We start from the raw sequence: 19534 nt of genomic DNA, 5'->3' as shown, positions 1-19534 counted from the left end.
TTAAGAACACGTAAATGTGTTTTGGGTTCCCGCCTGTTAAAATCGGGTGCAAATTAACGACAATCCTATTCAAGGCAAGTGCGCTCTTCGTTAACATTATATATGTAGGCCATTCTTTTGTGCTTGTTTAACGAGGATTTTTGAGTGACAAATTGTCAGACTTGACCTCGTGTCGTATCTTTGTCAACCTTTATCAATCGGGGAGAACGTAATGTTACACGACGGAAATAAAGTGATCGACGAATCTCGTCAGGGAGAAGCGATCATGACCAAGACATCTGAAAGCGGAGAACGTAAGCTACTCATAGAGAGCTACGGATGCCAAATGAACTTCTCTGACTCTGAGATCGTAGCATCGATCATGGGAGAAGCAGGATTCTCTACTACACGTGATGCGGAAGCGGCAGATGTAGTCCTCATTAATACATGTGCGATTCGCGATAATGCGGAGCAACGTGTACGCGGACGTCTGCAATTCTTCAAAAACCTGAAGAAGACAAAACCAGACATGGTAGTTGGAGTGCTTGGTTGTATGGCCGAGCGTCTTCGCGAGAAACTACTTGAACAAGAGCAATTGGTTGATTTGGTAGTTGGACCGGATGCTTACCGCGATCTTCCGAACCTCATTGGTCAGGTTGATTCAGGACAAAAAGCGGTGAACGTATTGCTGTCTCGTGAAGAGACCTACGCAGAAATCGCACCTGTTCGTCTTGATTCAAATGGAATCACTGCCTTCATTTCAATCATGCGTGGTTGTGATAATATGTGCTCGTTCTGCGTAGTGCCTTTCACTCGTGGACGTGAACGCAGTCGTGACCCAGAATCGATTGTAAGAGAGGCGCAAGAACTCTTCGATCAAGGATACCGCGAAGTCACACTTCTTGGACAGAACGTTGATTCCTACAAATGGAACTTGACGAACAAAGGAGAAATCAAGGATCCTGAAAAGGAGACGGTGAACTTTGCTCAGCTGATGGAGAAAGTAGCTTTGGTGAATCCTGACCTTCGTGTTCGCTTCTCAACGAGCCACCCTAAAGACATGACGGATGATGTGCTTCACACGATGGCGAAGTATGAAAACATCTGTAAGTATATCCACTTGCCTGTACAGAGCGGAAGCTCTGAAGTGCTAAAGAAGATGAATCGCGGTTACACACGTGAGTGGTACCTCGATCGTATTGCTGCCATCAACCGCATTATGCCAGATTGTGCGATTTCAACAGATATCATCACTGGTTTCTGTGGCGAGACAGAAGAACAACACCAAGAGACCCTGAGTCTGATGGCGGAAGTTCGTTACGACATGGCATTCATGTTCAAGTACAGTGAGCGTCCGCGCACTTTGGCTGAGCGTAAGTACGAAGACGATATTACAGAAGATGTAAAAGGACGTCGCTTAAGAGAAGTGATTGACCTACAGATGGAATGTGGAGCGGAACGTACGAAAGCACTTGTAGGTAAGACCCATCGTGTATTGGTGGAAGGAACATCGAAGAAATCGGAAGATCAACTGTTCGGTCGTACGACTTATAATACGGTGATTGTCTTCCCTAAAGGTGATATCAAACCAGGTCAATACGTTGACGTTCACGCGCATGACTGTACGTCAGTGACTTTGCTTGGTGAGGTAGTGCCATCTTAAATTCATACATGGAGATCCAATCGGTTAAACAACGTTTCGGAATCATCGGGAACTCGACCCCGTTGAATCGTGCCATTGATATTGCGGTGCAAGTTGCACCTACAAATATCTCTGTGCTCATCAATGGAGAGTCTGGTACTGGTAAAGAGGTGATGCCGAAGATCATCCACAACCTTAGTTCAAGAAAACATGGTCCGTACATCGCAGTGAATTGTGGTGCGATTCCAGAAGGAACTATTGATTCTGAGCTATTCGGTCACGAGAAAGGTGCCTTTACAGGTGCGCATGATTCTCGAAAAGGTTATTTCGAAGTCGCCAACGGCGGAACCATCTTTCTGGATGAAGTAGCTGAGCTGCCACTTCAAACTCAGGTGCGATTGCTTCGTGTCTTGGAAACAGGAGAGTTCATCAAAGTGGGTTCGAGTAAAGTCATCAAGACTGACGTTCGTGTAGTTGCCGCTACGAACGTAAACTTCGGAGATGCCATTTCAAAAGGACGATTCAGAGAAGACCTTTATTACCGACTCAATCAAGTGCCGATATTCATGCCTCCGTTGCGAGATCGCAAAGAGGACATCCACTTGTTGTTTAGAAAGTTCACTACAGATTTTTCTGAGCAATACCGCATGCCTCCCTTAGGGTTGGACCATGATGCGGTGGAGATTCTGATCAATTATCGCTGGCCAGGGAATGTTCGTCAACTGAAGAACATCACCGAACAGATGTCAGTGATTGAGAAGGAGAGAGACATTGACGCGCAAACCTTGCTTCAGTACTTGCCGGTTGACGAAGTAAACCACCTTCCAATGGTGGTTGATAAACAGCAGCAAGAGTCACAAAACTACTCTGAGCGTGAGATCTTGTATCAGTTGTTGTTCGATATGAAGAATGATTTGACTGACCTCAAGAAGCTGGTGCTGCAGATGATTCAGCATGATGGACATTTAGATCCAACAGAATCCAATGTGGCTTTGATGAAACGTGTGTTTGAAGACGATGCTCAGACCGAGAATATGAGTCCTGCTGCTAGTTCAGGGGTGCTTCATCTTCCGCAACGCGCAGCTACACCTTCTTATGAGGAGCATCACGTGCACGAAGAAGTAGAGGAGACTTTCTCACTTCAAGAGACAGAAAAGGAGCTGATCAAGAAGGCCCTCGCCAAGCACAAGAACAAGCGTAAGTACGCAGCACGTGAGCTAGGGATTAGTGAGCGTACACTTTATCGTAAGATCAAGGAATACAATTTATAAAAAGGCGTTAGGCTACTGGTACTTAGTTTTTAGTGCTTAGTTCTTGGTTCTTAGTTATTGATTATTGATTGTCGATGTCTAGTTTAGTATTCGTTTGAAATGAAGTTAAGACTTAACCATATCCTCCCTATCGCTTTTGCGATCGTTCTGATTTCGTGTTACACGCCTTATGGTGCACAGACTTCAGGGGCCAAAACGTTTTCTGTGGAATACTTCAAGCCGCAGACTCCATTGGCTAGCCCGATTGTGGCGCAGAACTTCACGGAGGAACTGCGTGATTTGATCCAGCGTCAATCTACCCTTCAGTTGATTGATACCAAAGGTGAATTGCGTTTTGAAGGATCGATCACCGATTATCGCGTGAGTCCTGTTGGGGTGTCTGATGGAGAAACAGCTTCTCGAAACCGCTTGACAGTCACTGTTAAAGTGAAGTACACCAATACCTTAGAACCGGATCTAAGTTTCGAACGCAACTTCACCCGATTCGCAGATTACGAGAGTTCTCAAGATCTTCTGACTGTTGAAGAGCAATTGACTGGAGAGATTAATGAGCAGCTCACCCAAGAAATCTTCAACGCTTCCCTTGGAAATTGGTAATGCTCAAAGAAGACTTCTATACCGCCCTCAATTCTCAAGGACAGGCACTTTCGGATTTACGTCCTGAGCTACTTCGTCTAAGCAAAGACATGCCGTGGTTCACGGGAGCACATGTCATGCTTGCGAAAGCTGATCACCAACTCCAACACTTCGATTACGACGCCCACTTAAAGTTGGCAGCCATTCATGTCTTTGACCGTGATGTGCTGTTCGATCTATTGGTACGTCAACCGATGTTAGATAAGGTGCGACAGATTGATGAAGAGATTGAGGCGGTTGTTTTGGAGGAAGAGGTAGAATTAGAATTAGAGGAAGAATTAGAGGGGAAGGAAGAATTAGGTAGGGGCTCACATGTGCGCCCACCACAACCGGAACCTGAAGAGGAAGAAATAGAAGGAGAATTAGAATTAAAGGAAGAAGTAGAATTAGAATCAAAAGGAGAAGAAGAGGTTAGGGGCGCACATGTGCGCCCTCCAGAAGAGGAAGCCCCCTCAACACGAACCAAATTGGAGGATTTTGATCCGATTCAGCAAGGGGTGATTTTGGAGGCGATTACCTCTACGATTGTGCTTGAGTCGCAGGAAGAGACAGAGGAAGAGGAAAAGGAAGAATTAGAAGAAGAATTAAGGGAAGAGACCGGTGGGGACGCATATATACGCCCGCCACAACCGAATTCTGAAACAGAAACAACGGTTACACCACCTACCACTGAGGTGAATTCATCTTCGCGTAAAATTCAAGAAGGGCATTCTGATGGAGCTCAGTTGTCGCCGTTTGCGGCTTGGTTGGTGAAGAATAACAGCGCGAAGAAGCGAAGCGTTCCGCCGTTAGGCGATGAAAATCAAGAAGAACGTAAACAAGCACTGATTGACCGCTTTATTGAGGAAGATCCGAAGATTACGCCAAGGCGTGCTGCAGAGTTTACAACACATGATTTGGCAAAGATGAGTGTGGTAGAAGATGAAGAAATGGTGACCGAAACCATGGCTAAAATCTACGCTATGCAAGGGAATCAGCGCAAGGCGATAAAGGCCTACAAACTATTGAGCTTGAAATTCCCAGAAAAAAGCATTTATTTTGCAAACCAAATTAAAAAGCTCCGGGACTCCGGAAAATCAAAGAAATAGAAGGAAAAGATGGGTACTTTCATCATAGTTTTGATCCTGATCGTATGCTTTTTGCTAGGCGTGGTTATTCTAGTTCAGAACCCAAAGGGTGGCGGACTAGCAACAGGATTCCAGGGAGCGAGCCAAATCGGTGGCGTGCAGAAGACAACTGATTTCCTAGAGAAGTCAACTTGGTACCTTACCATTGCATTGTTCGTGCTTTGTATGGCATCTGCCGCTTGGTACGATGGAGGTGTGTCAACAGATGACGGAAGCTTCCAAGAAGATGCCATCACTGCTCCGGCATTTGATGCTGAAGGAGCTGGTGACCTAGAAGGCGGAGACGCTGCTCCAGTAGAATAAGATTAACATCGACCATAGTAAATGTCAGTATGTCACGCATGCTGACATTTTTTTTGTCCGAAACTGTCGTTTTTACCACTTCTGACCGAAAACATGAATTGGCACAAAATCTGACAGTGAGGAGATGCAAACAATTTTGAAATTCAATTAATCGAACCAAAATGTCAGTAAACGTAAAACCATTGGCAGACCGAGTTCTTGTAGAACCGGCTCCTGCAGAAGAAAAAACTGCCAGCGGAATCATCATTCCTGACTCGGCAAAAGAAAAGCCACAACGCGGAACTATCGTTGCCGTTGGAAATGGGAAACCAGATGAACCACTTACAGTTACTGTAGGTGATAATGTTCTCTACGGAAAGTACTCTGGAACAGAGATCAGCATCGAAGGTAAAGACTACCTCATCATGCGCGAGGCTGACATCTTCGCGATCGTTTAACCTATTCACAAACTAGAAAAGCAAATCAGCAATGGCTAAAGAGATCAACTTTAATACTGACGCTCGTAACGCCCTCAAGGAAGGTGTTGATGCGTTGGCGAATGCGGTGAAGGTGACACTAGGGCCTAAAGGCCGTAACGTTGTTATCGATAAGAAATTCGGAGCTCCAACTGTAACGAAGGATGGGGTTTCGGTAGCGAAAGAAATTGAGCTGAAAGACCCAGTAGAAAACATGGGTGCTCAAATGGTGAAGGAAGTAGCGTCTAAAACGGCTGATATCGCCGGTGACGGAACAACTACTGCCACAGTTCTTGCGCAAGCAATCGTTACTTCAGGATTGAAGAATGTAGCTTCAGGTGCTAACCCAATGGATTTGAAGCGTGGAATCGACAAGGCAGTAACTTCTGTAGTAGACGGTCTTCGTTCAATCTCTCGTGAGGTAGGTGGAGACAACAGCAAGATTGAGCAGGTTGCAACGATTTCTGCAAACAACGATTCTACGATCGGTGCATTGATCGCACAAGCGATGGAGAAAGTTGGGAATGAAGGTGTCATCACTGTTGAAGAAGCGAAAGGAACAGAAACTGAAGTGAAGACTGTAGAAGGTATGCAGTTCGATCGCGGTTACCTTTCTCCGTACTTCGTGACAAACCCTGACAAGATGGAAGCTGAGTTGGACAACCCATACCTACTCATCTTCGATAAGAAGATCTCAAACATGAAAGATCTTCTTCCTGTTCTTGAGAAGACTGCTCAAACAGGAAAGCCACTATTGATCATCGCGGAAGACGTTGATGGTGAAGCATTGGCAACGTTGGTAGTAAACAAGATTCGTGGAGCGCTGAAAGTAGCTGCAGTGAAGGCACCAGGTTTCGGTGATCGTCGTAAAGCAATGCTTCAAGACATCGCTATCCTTACTGGAGGAACAGTGATCAGCGAAGAAACTGGATTGAAGTTGGAGAACGCAACTCTTGACGATCTAGGTTCTGCTGAGAAAGTAACTATCGACAAAGACAACACGACTGTTGTCAACGGTGCCGGTGGAAAAGCAGAGATCGATGCACGCGTTGTACAGATCAAAGCACAAATCGAATCAACTACTTCTGACTACGATCGCGAAAAGCTTCAAGAGCGTCTTGCGAAACTAGCAGGTGGTGTAGCTGTACTTTATGTTGGAGCTGCCACTGAGGTAGAGATGAAAGAGAAGAAAGATCGCGTTGACGATGCATTGCACGCAACACGTGCAGCTGTTGAAGAAGGAATCGTTCCTGGTGGTGGTACAGCGTACATCCGCGCGGCGAGTGCTCTAGGTGATCTTAAAGGTGACAACTACGACGAAACTACAGGTATTGCTATCGTACGTCGTGCGATCGAAGAGCCACTTCGTCAGATCGTTGCAAACGCTGGAGGCGAAGGTGCGGTGATCGTACAGAAAGTAGCAGAAGGCGAAGGCGACTTCGGATACAACGCGCGTACAGAGGTCTTCGAAAACCTTTTCGAAGCAGGTGTGATCGATCCAACCAAAGTAAGCCGTGTAGCTCTCGAGAACGCAGCGTCAATCGCAGGTATGCTGTTGACAACAGAATGTGTGATTTCAGACATTGAAGAAGAATCTCCAGCCGCTCCTCCTGCCATGCCAGGTGGAATGGGAGGAATGATGTAAGCGTTCTTCTTGATAGGATTAAAGCCCCGCATATGCGGGGTTTTTTTTTGATTGGTATTTAGTGCTTGGTACTTGGTTATTGGTTCGTTGTTGGTGGACCGTGGACTGTGGACGGTTGACCGAAGGAATATTGAATGTTGAATGAAGGCTCAGCATAAGCTGATCACTAAATTCATCATTCATTATTTACGAATCATTATTTATTATTCTAACGAACCACGAACCACGAACCACGAACCACGAACCACGTACCACGTTCAGGAATTCTCCTTCACTTCAATCGCCATCCCCAACAACTCCTCAATCAACTCCACCTGCAAATCCTTCGTGGGGTCAACGTAAAACACCTTCATGCGTTTGCGGTCTCCTTGGATGAGGAGAGGATGGTCGATTTTTCCGCCGTCAACGAAGAGGATGTAGGGGATGTCTTGTTTCTTATCACGCCAGAGGTAGACCAACATCTTCCTTTTGTATAGGAAGCAGGGTCCGCCGTATTTGAATGTGGCGGTCATTTCTGGATGGATGTTCAGAATAATTTGGCGAAGTGCGAGGAAGCACGATTGATTCGGCTCGTCTTGGCGGAAGTAGAAATCGTCTAGTTCTTTCATGAATCGACGAGAATGGAAGACCTTATTTCGAGGTCGTCAATTGCTTGAAGACGTCTTCTAGGCTCACTTCGTCTTCACGTAGGGTGAGGATAAGAACGTCATTCTGAACTGCCCAGATAGAAATGGCTTTTCTCGGGTCTAAGTCTCCGTTCGATGTCAGTGAGAAGCTTCCATCAGGGAGTTCTTTGACATTGCTGATATTATCAATCTTCGCTAGCGCGGAAGCTTTGACATCTTGCGCAAACTCAACCGTGATGGTCTTCGTTTCACGTCCTGTCATCTTTTGGAGTTCTTGTGTTGGGGCATCGGCGACAATGTTCCCCTGGTTGATGATGATCACACGGCTACACAAGGCTTCAACCTCCTGCATGATGTGAGTAGACAGCATCACCGTTTTTGATTCTCCAATCTGAGTGATGAGGTCTCGGATCTCTACAAGTTGGTTCGGATCAAGACCACTGGTAGGCTCATCGAGAATGAGCACTTCAGGATCGTGGATCATGGCTTGAGCAAGTCCAACACGCTGACGGTATCCTTTTGAAAGGGCACCAATCTTTTTGTGTTGCTCACGTCCTAAACCAACTAAGTCGATCATTTCATTGACGCGCTCACGACGGTTCTTGATCTTGTGGATGCCTCCAATGAAATCAAGAAACTCTTTCACGTACATGTCGAGATACAGCGGATTGTGCTCAGGAAGATATCCAACGCGTTTGCGTACTTCAATCGAGTCTTCCATGACATTGCGGCCACAGACTTCGGCCTTCCCACCGTCAGGAGGAAGATAGCATGTGATGATCTTCATCATCGTTGACTTACCGGCTCCATTGGGTCCGAGGAATCCAACTACTTCGCCAGTAGAGATCTCGAAACTCACTTCATCCAGTGCTTTCTGCTCTCCGTATAGTTTACTTACGCCACTAATGCTGATCGACATCTGCTGTTCTTTTCTCTGTGACAAACTTACAATTACTACGCATAGCCTACGAAACTTATTATTTACAGAATCACAATCGTAAGTAAGTCTGACCTCGGTGGTTATCTTTGTGCCCAACGAATGCAGGAAGGACTCGTCATAAAATCTACTGGGAAGTGGTGTGAGGTCAGACAAGAAAACGGTGAGATCATCGATTGTCAGATCAAAGGTAAATTCCGCTTGGCGGGGATTAAGACCACCAATCCCCTTGCCGTAGGTGACCGGGTTGGCTTCGAGATTGATGTTGATGGTACCGGGGTGATCAGCGTAATCCATGATCGCCAGAACTACATCATTCGAAAGAGTGTCAATCTGAGCAAACAGGCGCACATCGTGGCCAGCAATATTGACCACGCATTCCTCGTCGTTACCCTGGCACAACCTGCTACAAGTACTGGTTTCATTGATCGCTTCCTCGTCACGGCTGATGCCTATGGCGTGCCGGTGACTATCGTGTTCAACAAGATTGACGTTTATGACGAGCAGGCCAAAGCTACACAAGCAGAGCTGACTCAGATTTATGAAGATGCGGGTTACGCTATCGCGGAATCGGTAGCTAGTGAGGGCATCGGCGTTGACACCTTGGCGGAGGCCATGAAAGGAAAGATCAATATGGTCTCTGGCCACTCGGGGGTAGGGAAGAGCACCCTGATCAATCAACTGATTCCCGATGCTGACATTCGAACCGCTGAAGTCTCTGAATACCATTTGAAGGGAAGGCACACGACCACCTTCGCTGAAATGCATGAACTACCATCAGGCGGCTTCATCATCGACACTCCAGGAATCAAAGGATTTGGTTTGGTTGACCTTCCAAAAGAAGAATTGCACCATCATTTCCCAGAAATGTTCGCCTTGCTTCCAGAGTGTAAGTTCAACAACTGCCTCCATATTAATGAGCCTGGATGTGCCGTGAAACAGGCGGTTGAGCATGGTGAGGTCAGCGTTTCTCGATTTGAGAATTACCTAATGATGTATCACGAGGATGAAGGTCCTTACCGTTAACTCGCTAGCGCGGAATGGAGAAACAAACAAACATGAGTGATCTAGAACTACTGAAGCTTGCCTATGAAGCGGCTTCCAAAGTAGCACCGGTCCTTGTGGAGTTTCAAGAGCGCGGCTTCAAAACGGAATACAAAGACGACGCCTCTCCAGTCACCGAAGCAGATATAGCTGCCGACAATCTGATTACAGCCACCCTCAAAAAATCAGAACTACTCATCGTCTCCGAAGAAGGTTCCCGAGCAGATATGTATGCCCGCTCATCACATGAACGTTTCTGGGTAGTCGATCCTTTAGATGGCACGAAAGAATTTATCGCCGGTCGTCCAGACTTCACCATCAACATAGGCCTCATCCACCAGGGAACACCTATCCTAGGTGTCATCGTTCACCCAAGGGTCAACAAGGCATATCTCGGATTAGCATCTCTTGGCTTCACCCAATCAGATTGCCGAGAGACCTTCCCTTCGGAAACTTCTTTCACCACGGAGATACCGACATTAGATATCCCACACACCGCTGTAGTGAGTCGATCTCACCTGAAAGAGAACACCCTCAATTACCTCAAAGAAATCCGCCAAAAGCATCCAGACCTTCAAGTCATTCGCGCAGGCAGCTCACTCAAATTCTGCAAACTCGCCCTCGGCGAAGCGCACCTCTACCCCCGCTTCTCTCCCTGCATGATCTGGGACACCGCAGCAGGAGACGCCATCCTCAGATCGGTCGGAAAGAAGATTGTCCAGATGGAGGGTGGAGAGGATTTGGACTATGTGGATGGGAGGCTTGTGAATCCGTCATTTCTCGCGGAGTAATCGAAAATCGATAAACGATAATCTATAACCGCCCGGTTGGAATTGAAAATCGATAAACGATAATCTAGAACCAACAACCAACAACCAACAACCAACAACCCATAACCAACAACCCATAACCAACAACTATTTTCCACCATTAGCGTCGTTATCGATTGACCTAGAAAGGTGTCTTTTGAGGCCAAAGAGTTGTCTGATGACCTCGTCTAAAGCATATAGAAGAGGTCTTGTTTGTTCGGGGGACCAATGATTGATCTTCATGCCAATTTCTAGCTGATTAGCCAGTTCAAAAGCAGAGCCAATCGCAATATTCACATGACGCCGCATGAGCTTGTCACTTCCCGCCCCAGATCCTTCAGCAAGATTGAAACAAATTGAAGTAGACGCGCGCTTCATTTGATTGAAGAAATAGAAGTCTTGTGGATCAGCTGATTCCGCTATCAATTCATAACATTTTTTGACCAAATCAGCTGAGTCATGCCACACTTTCATGTGATGATATTTGTAAGGCATGCAACAATAGTATGTGGAAATCCAACACCCACCGCATCTACTTTATGGGTGTGGTTCTAAAGTTCATAGATGAAGAATAAGTTCAGTGCAATCAAGAATCTACAATGAAATCATAGGCCGTTAGTCTCTAGCTATTAGTTGTTGGTCATTAGTATTTAGTTGTTAGTTATTGGTTCTGAGTTATAGACTATCGTTTATTGTTTATCGATTCCAAGATGGAGAGTTATAGATTATCGTTTATCAGTTATTGATTCCTAAAGGGATTAAATACCTTTGCCCCGTCTCAAACAGGGGTGCCTAAAACAAAACGTTGTGGATGGCTGAGATTATACCCTTCGAACCTGCCCGGGTTATGCTGGGAAGGGAGCGGGTTTAATGATTGACGTGTTCCCCCTGAACACTGTCGGGAGTTAACAGAAAATTTAGTTACAACATGAGACGAGTATTACTGGGACTATTAGTCCTACTATTCTCGAGCGCGGCGCTCGCGCAAAAAGGAACGATCAAGGGTCGCTTGGTCGATGGAAATTCAAATGAATCTTTACCATTTGCTACGGTCTATGTAATGGGCACTGAGCTAGGTGCAACCACTGACTTAGACGGGTATTACCAAATCCAAGTGGATCCGGGTGAGTATACACTTGAGTTCAAGTTGGTGGGGTACCAGCCAATGCAAAAGAAGGCGACGGTGAAAGCCGGACAAGTAGTGTCGGTGGATGCCACAATGGCTTCGCAACAAGACATTACTGACTATCCTCTTGTCTTGCCTGTCATGGAAGAGAAGATCATTAATCTGTCTACAGCCTCTATCGCAGTGACGGGGTCAGCTCCAGAGAATGGGGTATTTGCCTCTTCAGACGTAAGTGCGGCTCAACTGGATAAGTTGAATAACGGACAAGATCTACCAATCCTCCTTCGCTTTACACCATCGATCGTGACAACGTCTGATGCAGGTGCAGGAATTGGATACACCGGATTGCGTATCCGCGGTAGCGATCAGAGCCGAATCAATGTGACCATCAACGGGATTCCATACAATGATCCGGAGTCACAAGGGGTGTTCTGGGTGAACCTTCCAGACTTCTCTTCATCCATTGACAATGTGAGTATTCAGCGTGGTGTGGGTTCTTCAACCAACGGAGCAGGTGCTTTCGGTGGTTCTATCGGGCTTCGTACTGACCGTATGGCACCGCAAGCCTTTGCTGAGATTACCAACAGCGTCGGGTCATTCAACACCTTCCGCCACACGGTAGAATTTGGAAGCGGGTTGATGCCGAATGGTTTTGCCATTGAAGGGCGTCTGTCACAGATCACTTCTGACGGATACATTGACCGGGCATCAAGTGACTTGAAGAGCTACTTCTTGAACGGACAGTACAATAAAGGACGCGTAAGCATCAAAGGATTGGTGTTCGGTGGACGTGAAGAAACTTACCAAGCATGGTGGGGTGTTCCTGAAGTAGCCTTGGATGGAAGTGAAGCTGAAATTAGAGAGTGGGGTGCCAATAACTTTTACTCAGAACAGCAGATTGATGATATGGTGAACCTAGGTCGTCAATCGAACTATTACACCTACGAGAATGAGGTAGACAACTATGCGCAAGACCACTACCAGCTGCACTTCGCTTATGATTTCGGTAGCGGGTTGGTTTTCCGTGCAGCAGGTCACTACACTTATGGTCGTGGTTACTTTGAGCAATTCCGCGCTAGCGATGATTTGAGCATCTACAACATTGACAACATCATCTTGAATGCTGTGCAGCAATTTGCAGACGCAGAAGATCTGGATGGAAACCCGACGAACACGACTTTCAATAACAACTATGATTGGGATGAAGTGGAAATCAGCCACACGGTAGTGACGGATCAAAACGGTGACCCAATTACTGATGGGAGCGGAAATCCTTTGCTAAACTCGATCGCTCAGATTTCAACGAGTGACGTGATTCGTCGTCGTTGGCTGGAGAATGATTTCTACGGTGCCACTTGGTCACTTGACTTCACACGTCGTTTTGATAACGATCAATTGAACGCAGTACTTGGTGGAGCATGGAACGCATACGATGGAGACCACTTCGGTGAGATTATTTGGATGGAGCACCCGAACAACTCTGAGTACCAAGATTTCTACTACTTGAACAACGGTTTCAAGACAGACTTCAACTCGTACTTGAAGGTGAATTACCTCTTGAACCGTCGCATGAATGTTTACGCAGATCTTCAGGTGCGTCAAGTGACGTATGAGGCGTCAGGAATCGATGCTGATTTGATTGCTATTGACGTAACAGATACACTGAACTTCTTCAATCCGAAGGTTGGTTTCTCGTTCGATGTGAACCGTAATAACATGGTATACGCTTCGTATGCTATCGGAAATCGCGAACCAACGCGTAACGATTACATCGATGCACTTGATGGTGAAGCTCCACGTCCAGAGCAAATGGGAGACCTTGAATTCGGTTACCGCCGCATGATGCCACGCTACAACTTCTTGTTGAACTTCTATAATATGAACTACACTGATCAGCTCGTATTGACAGGAGATCTGAATGATGTGGGTACGCCTGTGCGCACGAACGTAGCAGAGAGCTACAGAAGAGGGGTGGAGGCAGAATTTGGATACCGTCCATTCCGTCGTTTATTGCTTGTAGCAAATGCAACTTACAGCCAGAACAAGATTCAAGATTTCACTGAATTGATCTTCGATTACGATGTGAATGCCTTCCAAGAGACAGAACTCGGAGAGACTGATATTTCCTTCTCTCCAGACTTGATCGCTTCGGCACAGGTGATTTACACCTTCCTTCAGCGTGGCCGTCTTAGCGCGGAAGCTGCATGGCAGACGAAGTATGTGAGTGAGCAGTACCTTGATAACACTTCTAATAGCGAGCGTGTGATTCCTTCATACTTGGTAAATGATTTCCGCATGGCGTTTTACGTGCGTGATTGGGGAATGCGTCAGCTATCTGTGAACCTAATGGTCAATAACGTCTTGGACGAGACGTATGTCAACAACGGGTACACTTACGGATTCATAGACGGAGGTAGCAGAATCCACGAAGAGTTCTTCTATCCACAAGCCGGAAGAAACTACTTGGTTGGATTGACCCTCCGATTCTAAGCTATAGAACTCGACCAAAGAAACTTCTACCCGGTCGGCATGATGTCCGGGTAGCCATAAACGGAAACGTTTTTTATCTCCTGCAACGAGCTCCATCTTACGGTACGTCCGGAAAGATGTGAGCTCGTTTCCTTTGGCGTCCCATGCGCAAACATCAATCAATGCGCCCGTAACGAGTTCAGGGGTGGTATTCCATAGCTGCACTCGAGCTACGGGTTGCTTAATAGCATTGTTCCACCAGTCATAATGGAGCAGCACTTCAGGTTGCGCTTGATGATTCTGTGGCGGAAAACTGGCACACGAACCAAGCACAAATACAAGCAATATGAGGTAGGCTAGGCGCATGCCTAGATCAATGCAAGAAGCATACCTTGTTTGATTACTGCCTTAATTCGGCAAGAAGCTCCGGCTCATTTTCAATCACCGTACCTAAAACAGCGAGGTCAGCACCTGCCATAAACGCAGCGTCTAGCTGCTCACGACGACGAATTCCTCCACCTACGATAATCGGAAGGTCAACTGACTGTCGAACAGCTCGAATCATTTCTGTTGGCACAGGCGCATCTGCTCCACTTCCTGCGTCGAGGAAAATGAGTTGATGTCCGAGTAATTCACTGGCCATGGCTGTTGCAGCAGCAATTCCAGGCTTGTTTCGAGGAATTGGTTGCGTGTTGCTGATGTAGCTTGCTGTTGTTGGTCTGCCACCATCTACAAGCATGTATCCGGTAGAAAGACATTCAATGCCGAGATCTTTGATTACCGGAGCGGCCGTGACGTGATGTCCGATAAGTAGTTCCGGGTTTCTTCCTGAGACTAGGCTTAAAAACAACAATGCGTCTACATGTGGAGTGAGTTGGGCAGGAGAGCCAGGAAATAAGACCAAAGGCAGATTCGTAGCTTCACGAACGGCTTTCATTTTGTCTTCAAATCCTTGTTCTGTAATGAGGCTTCCACCCACGAAGATGAGGTCAGGCGGGAAATGATCGAACTGGTTAAACACCTGATCAACTTCACCTGCCTGCAGCTTGTCGGGGTCTAGGAGATAGGCGATACCTTTCTCACCAGAACTTCGAAATGACCGAATTTGCTGCAATACGCTCATGAAGCAAAGATAGTGCTTCCAGTCAATGCTGCGTGATCAATCTCTATGCCTGACTCGATCACCACAGTTTATGCTCCATAATATGTGCCACAGTTTGTTTATTCATGAGCTGGTGGCCCGAGTCAATCAAGTGCAGCGCTTGGTGGTTCAGAAGTGCTTGAAATGGTGCTCCCCAGCTTGACGGAATGACGCTGTCTGTCTTACCAAAAAGCATGTTGAATTTGATCTTTTCGCTATTGATTTGATCCGCTAGCGCGGGAAGCGGTGGGTGAAACTCTTTGTAGATACTCCAAGCATCAAAAACGAGTTGTCGGGTGGCTGCTTCGCCCATATGTACATGCACAAAGCGATGCAGTTTATGATCAATCAACTTCATGCTCCGCGCCCAGTCTGTTGGTTTCAGTAATAGGTTCGGTCGCTTCAAGATCATTTTGTAAACAGATCGTCCAATGGCGGTATCAATCGCAAAGGCGTTCAGTTTACTCTTTCTAAAACCATCGGGTGCAATTAATAGCATTTGATCCACGCTATCGCGGAATTGCGATAGGGTAGTGAGCGCAACGCGTCCTCCCATGCTATAAGCCAGCATTGAGAAACGATTAGCATTGAATGAAGAGAGCAATGATCTTATAAGTGCGTTGTGTTCTTCATGGCGAAGATGGTCTTGTACATTTCGAGATGTAGGCCAATCACTATTTCCATGTTGGAAGAGATTCACCGATACAATGAATTGACCTTCCTTCAGCATTGCTTGAAATGGAATGAAGTCTTTTGCTTCCCTTCCGAATCCGTGAAATGCCAATACCGGATGGTGCCCCTCTCCAATGATGAGGTACTCCAATGCCAACGAACCTTGCTCTACACGCTTGTACACACCGTGAAGGTACTGCGCTTCTGTTTAACATTTATCCACAAATTGAACCGATTGGGTCTTCAATTGTAGTAGAAGCGGCGTGAAAACGTCGGTTATTAACACCAAAACGAAAGCTGTGTAAAAGAATCTGTTGAGGGATGAATAGGATTGACTATTTTCGCCCCCGGAATATCCCAAACGGTTTCTTTTTTTCTCGTCCAGCTGCTGACAAATGTCGGCGGCTAAAAAAAAAATGCCTAGAGACAAAAGCATACGTTCGGTCCTGATCATCGGAAGTGGACCCATCGTCATCGGACAAGCCTGTGAATTCGACTATTCTGGAAGCCAGGCATCACGCTCACTTAGAGAAGAAGGTATTGAGGTAACTCTCATTAACAGTAACCCAGCTACGATCATGACTGATCCTGTGGTTGCGGATAATGTATATCTGAAGCCTCTCGAGCCAGAATCGATTATTCAAATTCTAGAAGAGCATAACATTGATGCGGTGCTTCCTACCATGGGAGGTCAAACGGCATTGAACCTTGCGATCAAATGTGACGAGATGGGAATCTGGGAAGATTTCGGCGTACGTATGATCGGGGTAGACATCTCTGCTATCGATATCACGGAAAACCGCGAGGCATTCCGCAAATTGATGGATGAGATCGGAGTTCCGATGGCTCCGCAGTCAACAGCAAAAAGCTTCCTTGAAGGAAAAGAAGTGGCCCAAGAGTTTGGCTTCCCACTTTGTATTCGTCCTTCATACACACTGGGAGGTTCAGGAGCTGCGATTGTACACGATAAAGAGACATTCGAAAAACTCTTAACACGTGGTCTTCACGCATCACCAATTCACGAGGTGATGATCGACAAGGCCTTGATGGGGTGGAAAGAGTACGAGTTGGAGTTGTTACGTGACTCAAACGATAACGTAACGATCATTTGTTCGATTGAGAACTTTGATCCGATGGGAATCCACACAGGAGACTCGATCACCGTGGCACCAGCCATGACCCTTTCTGATACGGTATTCCAGCGCATGCGTGATATGGCAATCCATATGATGCGCTCTATCGGTGATTTTGCCGGAGGATGTAACGTACAGTTCGCAGTAAGTCCAGATGATGCTGAAGATATCATCGCTATCGAGATTAACCCACGTGTTTCTCGTTCTTCCGCGCTAGCGTCAAAAGCAACTGGATACCCAATTGCAAAGGTCGCAGCGAAACTTGCGATTGGATACCACCTAGATGAACTGGATAACCAAATTACAGGGAATACATCAGCGATGTTCGAGCCAACGCTCGACTACGTTATCGTAAAAATCCCTCGTTGGAACTTCGATAAGTTCGCTGGTGCAGATCGCGAGCTAGGTCTTCAGATGAAGTCTGTTGGTGAGGTGATGGGAATCGGACGTTCATTCCAAGAGGCATTGCAGAAAGCATGTCAGAGTTTGGAGTTGAAGCGAAACGGTTTGGGTGCTGATGGCAAAGAACTTCGTGATCAAGAAAAGATCCTTCAGTCGCTAGAACACCCAAGCTGGAACCGCTTGTTCCACATCTACGATGCGATCAAGTTGGGTATCCCGTTCAAGACGATTCAAGAGAAAACACGCATCGACTTCTGGTTCTTGAAGCAAATCGAAGATTTGATCAAGCTAGAACGACGGATTGAGAAATATACCCTAGAAACTATTCCACGCGAGCTTCTTTTCGAAGCGAAGCAGAAGGGATACGCTGACCGTCAGATCGCTCACCTATTGCGATGCCTTGAAAGCGAGGTGTACACGAAGCGTGATGACATGGGAATCCAGCGTGTATACAAACTCGTTGATACTTGTGCGGCTGAATTCCAGGCACAAACACCATACTACTACTCAACCTTCGAAGACGAGAACGAATCAGTTCGCTCTGACAAGAAGAAGATTGTAGTTCTTGGTTCTGGACCTAACCGTATCGGACAAGGAATTGAGTTTGATTACTGTTGTGTACACGGTGTGTTGGCAGCGAAAGAGTGTGGTTACGAAACCATCATGATCAACTGTAACCCTGAAACGGTAAGTACCGATTTCGATACAGCTGATAAACTCTACTTCGAGCCGGTATTCTGGGAGCATATCTATGACATCATCCGTCATGAGAAACCAGAAGGAGTCATCGTTCAGCTTGGTGGTCAGACGGCTCTCAAGTTGGCAGAGAAACTCGATCGCTACGGCATTCCTGTGATTGGAACAAGCTTCGAAGCACTTGACCTTGCAGAGGATCGTGGAAGCTTCTCAAGCCTGCTACGTGATAACAACATTCCATATCCTGAATTCGGGGTGGTTGAGAGCGCTGAACAAGCAATTGAGTTGTCTCGTGAGCTAGGTTTCCCTTTGCTTGTGCGTCCGTCGTACGTTCTTGGTGGACAACGAATGAAAATCGTAATTAACGAAGACGATCTCGAAAAGACGGTAGTAGACATCCTGCGCGACATGCCGGATAACAAGATCCTTCTTGACCACTTCCTTGACGGAGCGATGGAGTGCGAAGCAGATGCTATCTGTGACGGAGAAGATGTGTACATCATTGGAATCATGCAGCACATTGAGCCTGCAGGTATTCACAGTGGTGATAGTTACGCGGTACTTCCTCCGTATAACCTCGGAGACCTGGTTATTGAGCAGATTGAAGAGCATACCAAGAAGATTGCCGTTGAGCTGAAGACGAAAGGATTGATCAATATCCAGTTCGCTGTGAAGGATGATAACGTATACGTTATCGAAGCCAACCCACGTGCTTCTCGTACCGTGCCATTCATCGCGAAGGCTTACAAGGAGCCATACGTGAATTACGCTACGAAAGTGATGCTAGGTGAGAAGAAGGTGAAAGACTTCAACTTTAAGCCACAGCGCGAAGGATACGCGATCAAGATTCCTGTATTCAGCTACTCGAAGTTCCCTGATGTAAATAAGGAGCTCGGACCAGAAATGAAATCTACAGGAGAGGCGATTCGCTTTATCAAAGATCTACGTGATCCGTTCTTCCGTAAGATTCACGCAGAGCGTAACCTCTACTTGAGTAAATAAACTAGGCGGGTTTTTCGTCATGCAGGAATTGCATGACACGCTCGTCATCGATATCAAGCCACTCGCATGCAGCTTCCAAACTGCTAAATAAGCGAGTGGTTTGTTTTGTTTGCTTCAAACTGTACATCATCCCTAAGGCGGTTTCTTTTGAACCATCTGTGATAATAGCCACATTGCTTGTCACGTGATTGGTTTTCAAGTGCTGGCCCATGAACTTATCAAAGTCAGTTTTGTCGCTGGTAATTTCGCACCCTCGATAATCAGAAAGCACGTTTAGACCCGGGTTAAACTGTGGGTCATTTTGAAAGGTCAACAGGTTCATCAGGATTTGCTCAAGCGAGTGTTTTCCTTTGGTTTGGTTCACCAACAGATTGATATCAGGGTAAATACGGTAGCGCAAACTTTCGTGGTATAGTTAC

17 protein-coding genes and 1 pseudogene are annotated in these 19534 nt (G+C 46.4%); 12 read left to right on the top strand and 6 right to left on the bottom strand.

What is annotated here, in order from left to right; genetic code table 11:
• Positions 1–211: 211 nt before the first annotated feature.
• The 8 genes and pseudogenes from miaB to groL all read left to right on the top strand — a co-directional run bounded on the left by miaB (position 212) and on the right by groL (position 7058).
• Positions 212–1642, top strand: coding sequence for a tRNA (N6-isopentenyl adenosine(37)-C2)-methylthiotransferase MiaB (gene miaB, locus RA156_RS11840; RefSeq protein WP_306640310.1), 1431 nt, complete (start codon positions 212–214; stop codon positions 1640–1642).
• An 8-nt stretch (positions 1643–1650) separates the two neighbouring features.
• Positions 1651–2892: a sigma-54 interaction domain-containing protein gene (locus RA156_RS11835; RefSeq protein ID WP_306640309.1), complete on the top strand. Its 1242-nt coding sequence runs from the start codon at positions 1651–1653 to the stop codon at positions 2890–2892.
• A 99-nt stretch (positions 2893–2991) separates the two neighbouring features.
• A complete protein-coding gene (locus RA156_RS11830; RefSeq protein ID WP_306640308.1) occupies positions 2992–3489 on the top strand; it encodes an LptE family protein in 498 nt (165 codons plus the stop codon).
• Positions 3489–3650, top strand: a pseudogene (locus RA156_RS16710) (hypothetical protein); the annotation flags it as partial. The gene RA156_RS11830 and the pseudogene RA156_RS16710, both read left to right, overlap by 1 nt.
• A gap of 12 nt (positions 3651–3662) precedes the next feature.
• Positions 3663–4616, top strand: a complete 954-nt coding sequence (locus tag RA156_RS11825) for a hypothetical protein (protein ID WP_306640307.1) — start codon at positions 3663–3665, stop codon at positions 4614–4616.
• Positions 4617–4646: 30 nt separating this feature from the next.
• Positions 4647–4958, top strand: a complete 312-nt coding sequence (gene secG, locus RA156_RS11820) for a preprotein translocase subunit SecG (RefSeq protein ID WP_306640306.1) — start codon at positions 4647–4649, stop codon at positions 4956–4958.
• A gap of 161 nt (positions 4959–5119) precedes the next feature.
• Complete coding sequence (locus RA156_RS11815; protein WP_306640305.1) at positions 5120–5395, top strand: co-chaperone GroES; 276 nt, start codon at positions 5120–5122, stop codon at positions 5393–5395.
• A gap of 31 nt (positions 5396–5426) precedes the next feature.
• On the top strand, positions 5427–7058 hold the full coding sequence (groL, locus tag RA156_RS11810) for a chaperonin GroEL (RefSeq protein ID WP_306640304.1): 1632 nt from the start codon (positions 5427–5429) through the stop codon (positions 7056–7058).
• Positions 7059–7315: 257 nt separating this feature from the next.
• Here the strand turns inward: groL and RA156_RS11805 are convergent, their stop codons facing one another.
• Positions 7316–7666, bottom strand: coding sequence for a DUF1801 domain-containing protein (locus tag RA156_RS11805; RefSeq protein ID WP_306640303.1), 351 nt, complete (start codon positions 7664–7666; stop codon positions 7316–7318).
• 22 nt (positions 7667–7688) lie between these two features.
• Complete coding sequence (gldA, locus tag RA156_RS11800; protein ID WP_306640302.1) at positions 7689–8603, bottom strand: gliding motility-associated ABC transporter ATP-binding subunit GldA; 915 nt, start codon at positions 8601–8603, stop codon at positions 7689–7691.
• A 120-nt stretch (positions 8604–8723) separates the two neighbouring features.
• Between gldA and rsgA the strand changes: the two genes are divergently transcribed.
• Together rsgA and RA156_RS11790 are read left to right on the top strand one after the other, a co-directional pair.
• Complete coding sequence (gene rsgA / locus RA156_RS11795; RefSeq protein ID WP_306640301.1) at positions 8724–9647, top strand: ribosome small subunit-dependent GTPase A; 924 nt, start codon at positions 8724–8726, stop codon at positions 9645–9647.
• Positions 9648–9679: 32 nt separating this feature from the next.
• The gene (locus RA156_RS11790; RefSeq protein ID WP_306640300.1) at positions 9680–10456 is read left to right on the top strand and encodes a 3'(2'),5'-bisphosphate nucleotidase CysQ family protein; all 777 of its coding nucleotides are present in this window, start codon (positions 9680–9682) and stop codon (positions 10454–10456) included.
• Between the two features lie 126 nt (positions 10457–10582).
• On the opposite strand, the gene RA156_RS11785 is transcribed toward RA156_RS11790, so the two are convergent.
• Complete coding sequence (locus RA156_RS11785) at positions 10583–10948, bottom strand: four helix bundle protein (RefSeq protein WP_306640299.1); 366 nt, start codon at positions 10946–10948, stop codon at positions 10583–10585.
• 454 nt (positions 10949–11402) lie between these two features.
• Here RA156_RS11785 and RA156_RS11780 point away from each other — a divergent pair, with 454 nt between their 5' ends.
• Positions 11403–14090, top strand: a complete 2688-nt coding sequence (locus tag RA156_RS11780; RefSeq protein ID WP_306640298.1) for a TonB-dependent receptor — start codon at positions 11403–11405, stop codon at positions 14088–14090.
• 379 nt (positions 14091–14469) lie between these two features.
• Here RA156_RS11780 and RA156_RS11775 read toward each other — a convergent pair whose 3' ends face one another.
• Positions 14470–15192, bottom strand: coding sequence for a phosphoglycerol geranylgeranyltransferase (locus tag RA156_RS11775; protein ID WP_306640297.1), 723 nt, complete (start codon positions 15190–15192; stop codon positions 14470–14472).
• Positions 15193–15250: 58 nt separating this feature from the next.
• A complete protein-coding gene (locus tag RA156_RS11770) occupies positions 15251–16066 on the bottom strand; it encodes an alpha/beta fold hydrolase (RefSeq protein WP_306640296.1) in 816 nt (271 codons plus the stop codon).
• Between the two features lie 232 nt (positions 16067–16298).
• On the opposite strand from RA156_RS11770, the gene carB reads away from it, so the two are divergent.
• A complete protein-coding gene (gene carB, locus RA156_RS11765; RefSeq protein WP_306640295.1) occupies positions 16299–19115 on the top strand; it encodes a carbamoyl-phosphate synthase large subunit in 2817 nt (938 codons plus the stop codon).
• 1 nt (position 19116) lies between these two features.
• Here the strand turns inward: carB and RA156_RS11760 are convergent, their stop codons facing one another.
• Positions 19117–19515, bottom strand: coding sequence for a hypothetical protein (locus RA156_RS11760; RefSeq protein WP_306640294.1), 399 nt, complete (start codon positions 19513–19515; stop codon positions 19117–19119).
• Positions 19516–19534: the final 19 nt, after the last annotated feature.

It is taken from the genome of Sanyastnella coralliicola, assembly GCF_030845195.1.
GTDB classification, from domain to species: domain Bacteria; phylum Bacteroidota; class Bacteroidia; order Flavobacteriales_D; family Sanyastnellaceae; genus Sanyastnella; species Sanyastnella coralliicola.
Note: the sequence above shows the minus strand (reverse complement) of the source record. Positions and strands in the feature narration are given on the sequence as shown.